The 6603-nt window shown below is 69.5% G+C and carries 6 protein-coding genes; all 6 read left to right on the top strand.

Annotation, left to right across the window (positions count from 1 at the left end):
- The first annotated feature begins 48 nt into the window (after positions 1 to 48).
- On the top strand, positions 49 to 1482 hold the full coding sequence (hydA, locus tag B1729_RS16180) for a dihydropyrimidinase (protein ID WP_163618806.1): 1434 nt from the start codon (positions 49 to 51) through the stop codon (positions 1480 to 1482).
- 121 nt (positions 1483 to 1603) lie between these two features.
- A complete protein-coding gene (locus B1729_RS16185) occupies positions 1604 to 2620 on the top strand; it encodes a TIGR03842 family LLM class F420-dependent oxidoreductase (protein WP_163633811.1) in 1017 nt (338 codons plus the stop codon).
- 10 nt (positions 2621 to 2630) lie between these two features.
- Complete coding sequence (locus B1729_RS16190) at positions 2631 to 3560, top strand: ABC transporter permease subunit (RefSeq protein WP_163633813.1); 930 nt, start codon at positions 2631 to 2633, stop codon at positions 3558 to 3560.
- Positions 3557 to 4348 (top strand): ABC transporter ATP-binding protein, encoded by a 792-nt coding sequence (locus B1729_RS16195; RefSeq protein ID WP_163618803.1) that lies wholly within the window; start codon positions 3557 to 3559, stop codon positions 4346 to 4348. The genes B1729_RS16190 and B1729_RS16195 overlap by 4 nt, the downstream gene beginning before the upstream one ends.
- A complete protein-coding gene (locus tag B1729_RS16200) occupies positions 4345 to 5178 on the top strand; it encodes an ABC transporter permease subunit (protein WP_163618802.1) in 834 nt (277 codons plus the stop codon). The genes B1729_RS16195 and B1729_RS16200 overlap by 4 nt, the downstream gene beginning before the upstream one ends.
- Positions 5179 to 5335: 157 nt before the next feature.
- Positions 5336 to 6484: an ABC transporter substrate-binding protein gene (locus B1729_RS16205; protein ID WP_239539683.1), complete on the top strand. Its 1149-nt coding sequence runs from the start codon at positions 5336 to 5338 to the stop codon at positions 6482 to 6484.
- The last annotated feature ends 119 nt before the right edge of the window (positions 6485 to 6603 follow it).

Below are 6603 nucleotides of genomic sequence, written 5' to 3' on the forward strand. Positions count from 1 at the left end.
GTTTCGACTCGCTTCGCTCGCTCAACGACGGGGATCAAGGGAGATGCAATGACCACCACACTCATCACCGGCGGGACCGTCGTCTCGGCGACCGGGCGCGGCGAAGCCGACGTTCTCATCGACGGCGAGACGATCGCCGCCGTGCTCGCGCCCGGCTCGCAGCTTCTCGGGACGGATGTCGCGGCATCCGTCGACACCGTCATCGACGCGACCGGCAAGTACGTGATCCCCGGCGGCATCGACGCGCACACGCATATGGAACTGCCTTTCGGCGGCACGAACGCGTCCGACACGTTCGAGACGGGCACCCGGGCGGCGGCCTGGGGCGGCACGACGTCGATCATCGACTTCGCGGTGCAGCGCTACGGCGAGCGCGTGCAGGACGGCCTGGCTGCCTGGCATGAGAAGGCCGCCGGCAACTGCGCGATCGACTACGGGTTCCACCAGATCGTCGGCGGCGTCGACGACGACTCGCTTGCGGCGATGCGGGGGCTCCTCGACGAGGGCATCTCGAGCTTCAAGCTCTTCATGGCCTACCCCGGCGTCTTCTACTCCGACGACGCTCAGGTGCTGAAGGCGATGCAGGTGTCGGCCGAGACAGGCCTGCTCACCATGATGCACGCCGAGAACGGCCCGGCGATCGACGTGCTCGCGGCGCAGCTGGCCGAAGCCGGCAAGAAGGCGCCGTACTACCACGGCATCGCGCGCGCCTGGCAGATGGAAGAAGAGGCCACGCACCGCGCGATCATGCTGGCGAACCTCACCGGCGCGCCGCTCTACACGGTGCACGTGAGCGCCAAGCAGGCGGTCGACCAGATCGCATGGGCGCGCGACCAGGGCTGGAACGTGTTCGGCGAGACGTGCCCGCAGTACCTCTACCTGTCGCTCGAGGAGCAGCTCGGGGCCTTCAGTGAGGAGTGGGGGCAGTTCGAGGGCGCCAAGTGGGTGTGCTCAACGCCGCTGCGCAGCAGCAAGGAGGGCCACCAGCACCACATGTGGCAGGCGCTGCGCACCAACGACATCCAGATGGTGTCGACCGACCACTGCCCGTTCTGCATGAAGGGCCAGAAGGAGCTCGGCAAGGACGACTTCCGTGCCATCCCCAACGGCATCGGCTCGGTCGAGCACCGCATGGACCTCATGTATCAGGGGGTCGTGACCGGCAAGATCACGCTGGAGCGGTGGGTGGAGCTCACCTCGACGACGCCCGCGCGCATGTTCGGGCTCTACGGCCGCAAGGGCGTGATCCAGCCGGGCGCGGACGGCGACGTCGTCGTCTACGACCCGGACGGGCACACCAGCATCTCCGCGGCATCCCACCACATGAACATGGACCACTCCGCGTGGGAGGGCTATGAGATCGACGGGCACGTCGACACCGTGATCTCGCGCGGCAAGGTCGTGGTCGACGGCGGACAGTACCTCGGCGCCAAGGGCGACGGCCGCTTCCTCAAGCGCGGCCTCTCGCAGTACCTCATCTGACCATGACACGTCTCGTCTCTGCGTTTCGTCTCGCTTCGCACGCTCAACGACCGGCATGTCTCGCGGTCGTTGAGCGAGCGAGGAACGAGCGAGACGAAACGCGTCCCGAATAGGAGCACACATGGACTTCGGAGTCGTTCTGCAGACCAATCCGCCGGCCGCGCGCACGGTGCAGCTCGCCCGGCTCGCCGAGGCGCACGGGTTCAGCCACGTGTGGACGTTCGACTCGCACCTGCTGTGGCAGGAGCCCTACGTCATCCACTCCGCGATCCTCGCCGAGACCAAGCGGGTCACGGTGGGGCCGTTCGTGACGAACCCGGCGACGCGCGATTGGACGGTCACGGCATCCGTCTTCGCCACGCTCAACGAGATGTACGGCAACCGCACGATCTGCGGCATCGGGCGCGGTGACTCGGCCGTGCGGGTCACCAACGGCAAGCCGGTGACGATGGCCGAGCTGCGCGAGTCGATCCACGTCATCCGCGAGCTCGCGAACTCGCGTGCGGTCGAGTACAAGGGTGCGACGCTGCAGTTCCCGTGGAGCCGCGGCTCCGAGCTCGACGTCTGGGTCGCGGCCTACGGGCCGATGGCCCTCAAGCTCACCGGCGAGGTGGGCGACGGCTTCATCCTGCAGCTCGCCGACGTCGACATCGCCGCCTGGATGATCAAGACGGTGAAGGATGCCGCAGCCGCCGCCGGCCGCGACCCCGAGGCCCTCGCCTTCTGCGTCGCGGCGCCGATGTACATCGGCGACGACCGGGACCACATGCGGGACCAGTGCCGCTGGTTCGGCGGGATGGTCGGCAACCACGTCGCCGACATCGTCGCGAAGTACGGCGAGCATGGCGCGGTCCCCGACGCGCTGACCGACTACATCGCCGGCCGCCAGGGCTACGACTACAACACCCACGGCAAGGCCGACAACGACCACGTCGACTTCGTGCCCGACGAGATCGTGGAGCGCTTCTGCATCCTCGGCACCGCCGACGAGCACATCGCCAAGCTCGAGCAGCTGCGCGAGCTGGGCGTGACGCAGTTCGCCGGCTATCTCCAGCACGACAACAAGGAGGAGACGCTGCGCGTCTACGGCGAGACCGTGATCCCCGCGCTCCAGACCCACGTGGCCGCGAAGAAGTGAGGTCTGCGGCATGAGACCGATCGGCTGGTCGGCCCGAAGGCAGGGAGAGCTTCGCGGCTGGATCGCCGCGGGCTGGGGAGCCCTCGGCGTGCTCGCTGTGCTCGTGCTGTGGGAGTTGTACAAGTTTCTCGGGCCCCGCGAAGGATTCGTGGTCGGGGCGGTGGACGGCGAGTCGGGGTCGGGCGTCATGATCCTGCCGCGCGCCCATGATCGGGCGATGCCGCACGTCTGGGACATGGTCGCCCGCCTGTTCGCACCGACGAGCGGCGGCGACACCCCGCCGCTGTGGGTCTCGGTCGCCGGTGCCGCCCTCCTGACGCTCGGCATCGCGGCCGTCGGCTGGCTGATCGGCGTCGCCGTCGGTGCGGTGCTCGGTCTCGTGATGCAGCGCTGGCGCCTGCTGGAATGGGGCCTGCTCCCCTGGATCGTGGTCAGCCAGATCGTGCCGCTGATCGCGTTCGCCCCGGTCGTCAACGCGATCGGCAATCAGATCGACCGCGGCGGCGGCACGTGGCCGCAGTGGCTGTCGGTCGCCGTCATCGCGTCGTACCTCGCGTTCTTCCCCGTGGCCGTCGGCGTGCTGCGCGGTCTCGCCTCGCCGGACCGCATCCATCTCGACCTCATGAACAGCTACGCCGCCGGCTACTGGCCGACGCTGCTTCGCCTGCGGCTGCCCGCCGCGGTGCCGCACCTGCTGCCCGCGCTGCGGCTGGCCGCCGCGAACGCCGTGCTCGGCGCGGTCGTCGCCGAGGTCTCGATCGGCATGCGCGGCGGCATCGGCCGCATGCTCATCCAGCTCGCGGGTCAGGCCTCGAGCGACCCCGCCGCGCCGTGGGGGCCGACGTTCGGCTCGATCGCCCTCGGCCTCATCGCCGCCGGCTCGGTCGCGCTGATCGGGCTCGGACTCGCCAACTACCGCAGAGGAGAGGCCACCGCATGACGGACCTTGCCGTGCACGCAGCCGGAGTCGGGAAGGTGTTCCCGACGAAGACCGGGGAGGTCGTCGCGCTCACCGAGGTCGAGCTCGAGGTCGCCGCGGGCGAGTTCGTCTCGCTCATCGGCCCTTCGGGTTGCGGCAAGTCCACGCTGCTGCGCCTGATCGCCGACCTCGACCAGGCCACCACCGGCACCCTCGAGATCTTCGGCAAGCCCGCCAAGCGCGCCCGGATCGACCAGGACTACGGCATCGCCTTCCAGCAGGCAGGGCTTCTGCCGTGGCGCACGGTGGCGGCCAACATCGGACTGCCGCTCGAGCTGCACGGCACCGGCAAGGCCGAGCGGGCGACCCGCGTCGCCGAGCTCGCCGAGCTGGTCGGTCTGTCGGACTTCGTCGACCGGTACCCCGACCAGCTGTCGGGCGGCATGCAGCAGCGCGTCGCCATCGCTCGCGCACTCGCCGCGCGGCCGAAGCTCCTGCTCATGGACGAGCCGTTCGGCGCGCTCGACGAGATGACGCGCGAGCGGCTGCAGTCCGAGCTCACGCGCATCGCGGCCGAGACCTCCGCCGCGGTGGTGTTCGTCACGCACTCGATCCCGGAGGCCGTCTTCCTGTCCGACCGCGTCGTGGTGATGAGCCCGCGTCCCGGCCGCATCACCGACGTCATCGAGACGGGCCTCGGCGACCAGCGGGACGAGGCGCTGCGCGAGTCCCCCGCGTTCTTCGACCGCGTGACCGCCGTCCGCGAGGCGCTGCACGGCTCCCCGGTCGCGAGAGCGAGTGAGTCATGACGGATGCCGCGACCACGATGCTGCCCGCCCCGCCGACGCCGGCGGGCGCGGCGCCGGCGCCCGGCGAGCGCGAGCTTCCGGACTGGCTGCGATGGGTGGCGCCCGTCGTGGTCGGCATCCTGATCCTCGCCGTCTGGATCTTCTGGGTCGACGTGCTCGGCACCGCGCCCCGGATGCTGCCGAGCCCGATCGCCATCGCCGAGGAATTCGTCCGACGGTTCCCGATCATCCTCGAGGACATGTCGATCACCGCCACGAACGCGCTCATCGGCCTGGCCGTGGGTTCGCTCCTCGCCCTCGTCTTCGCGGGGCTCGCCGCGGCCGCCCGGCCGATCGACGGCATGCTGGCGCCGCTCGTGTCGGCCCTGGCAGTGATCCCGATCGTCGCGGTCACGCCGATCCTCAACACCATGTTCGGCGCGTCGAGCCAGTTCGGGCGCCAGGCGGTGGCGACGATCGCCGCCTTCATCCCGGTGTTCGTCAACGTGCTCCGCGGCCTCCGCCAGACCCGCCCCGTGCACCGCGACCTGCTGCGCTCGTCTGCGGCATCCGGCTTCCAGACGTTCCGCGTGCTCACCCTGCCCACCGCCCTCCCCTACCTGATGACGGGCCTGCGCATCGCGAGCTCGCTCGCCGTGATCGCCGCGCTGGTCGCCGAGTACTTCGGCGGTCCCGCCGACGGCATCGGCACCGCCATCGCGACCTACGCCAAGTCCGGCCGCGCCGCGCTCGCGTGGGCGTACGTCCTCGGGGGCATCATCATCGGCCTCGTGTTCTTCCTCGCGACCTCGCTCCTCGAGCGGCTGGCGACGAGGCGGTCGCCGGCCTGACCGGCGGGTTCGACAAGCTCCACACCAAGCAACCGCACCACACGAAAGGAACGCAATGAGACACAGCAACTCACGCAGCCCGGGCATCCGACGTGGGCTGGCCGCGGCTGGGCCCACAGGCCCTGAGGCTCCGCGCCGCGCGCTAGCGCGGCGTGGAGTGGGCCTGGGGACCGTCGCGACAGTCGCGGCCCTCGCGCTCGCCGCCTGTTCCGGCGCGAGCGACGACAACGGCGGCGACACCGGCGAGGACTTCGAGCCGCTCACATCGATCAAACTGCAGCTGCAATGGCTGCCGCAGGCGCAGTTCGCGGGATACTACGTGGCCCAGGAGCAGGGCTACTTCGAGGAGGAGGGCTTCGACGACGTCGAGATCCTGCCGTCAGGCGGCGACATCGTCCCGCAGGACGCGCTCGTGGCGGGCGACGCGGACTTCGCGATCGCCTGGGTGCCCAAGGTGCTCGGCACTCTCGAGGCGACCGGCGTCGAGCTCACCGACATCGCGCAGGTGTTCCAGAAGTCGGGCACCCTTCAGGTGGCGTGGAAGGGCGACGGCGTCACCTCGGTCGCCGACTTCGAGGGCAAGCGGATCGGCTCGTGGGGCTTCGGCAACGAGTGGGAGATCTTCGCGGCCATGGCCGCCGAGGATCTCGATTCGACCTCCGTGTCGATCACGACCCAGGACTTCTCGATGAACGCCCTGCTCGACCGCGACGTCGACGCCGCGCAGGCCATGACGTACAACGAGTGGGCGCAGATCCTCGAGGTCGTGAACCCCGAGACCGGCGAGCTCTACCAGCCCGAGGACTTCGACGTCATCTCGTACGAAGACACCGAGGGCGCCATGCTGCAGGACGCCATCTGGGCCGACACGCAGCGGCTCGAGGAAGACCCGGCCTACGCCGACGCAGCGGTCCGGTTCCTGAAAGCCGTGACCAAGGGCTGGATCTACGCGCGCGACAACCCCGAAGAGGCCGCGGCGATCGTCTACGACATCGCCTCCAACGCCGAGGCCGCGTTCCCCGTGGGTCCCGTGCACCAGCTGTGGCAGATGAACGAGGTCAACAAGCTCATCTGGACGGGCGCCGACTTCGGGCTCGTCGACGAGGCCGCCTGGGACAAGACCGTCGCGGCAGCGCTGTCGGCCAAGAACCAGGACGACCTCGAACTCATCACCACCGAGCCGGCCGACTCGGCCTACTCGAACGAGTACATCGAGCAGGCGCTCGCCGAGCTGAAGGACGAGGGCATCGAGGTCGCCGGCGAGTACACGCCGATCGAGGTCACCCTCACCGAGGGCGGCCAGTAGCGGGAAGGGCGTTTCGACTCGCTCCGCTCGCTCAACGACCGGCTCGCGGTCGGTCGTTGAGCGAGCGAGGAACGCGGTCGTTGAGCGAGCTTGCGAGTCGAAACGCAGAGACGAAACGC

The organism is Microbacterium sp. B35-04, from assembly GCF_010634885.1.
Lineage (GTDB): Bacteria > Actinomycetota > Actinomycetes > Actinomycetales > Microbacteriaceae > Microbacterium.

Coding starts and splice junctions, on each gene's coding strand:
- B1729_RS16185 (WP_163633811.1), top strand. CDS start 1,604: ATGGACTTCGGAGTCGTTCTGCAGACCAATCCGCCGGCCGCGCGCACG.
- B1729_RS16195 (WP_163618803.1), top strand. CDS start 3,557: ATGACGGACCTTGCCGTGCACGCAGCCGGAGTCGGGAAGGTGTTCCCG.
- hydA (WP_163618806.1), top strand. CDS start 49: ATGACCACCACACTCATCACCGGCGGGACCGTCGTCTCGGCGACCGGG.
- B1729_RS16190 (WP_163633813.1), top strand. CDS start 2,631: ATGAGACCGATCGGCTGGTCGGCCCGAAGGCAGGGAGAGCTTCGCGGC.
- B1729_RS16200 (WP_163618802.1), top strand. CDS start 4,345: ATGACGGATGCCGCGACCACGATGCTGCCCGCCCCGCCGACGCCGGCG.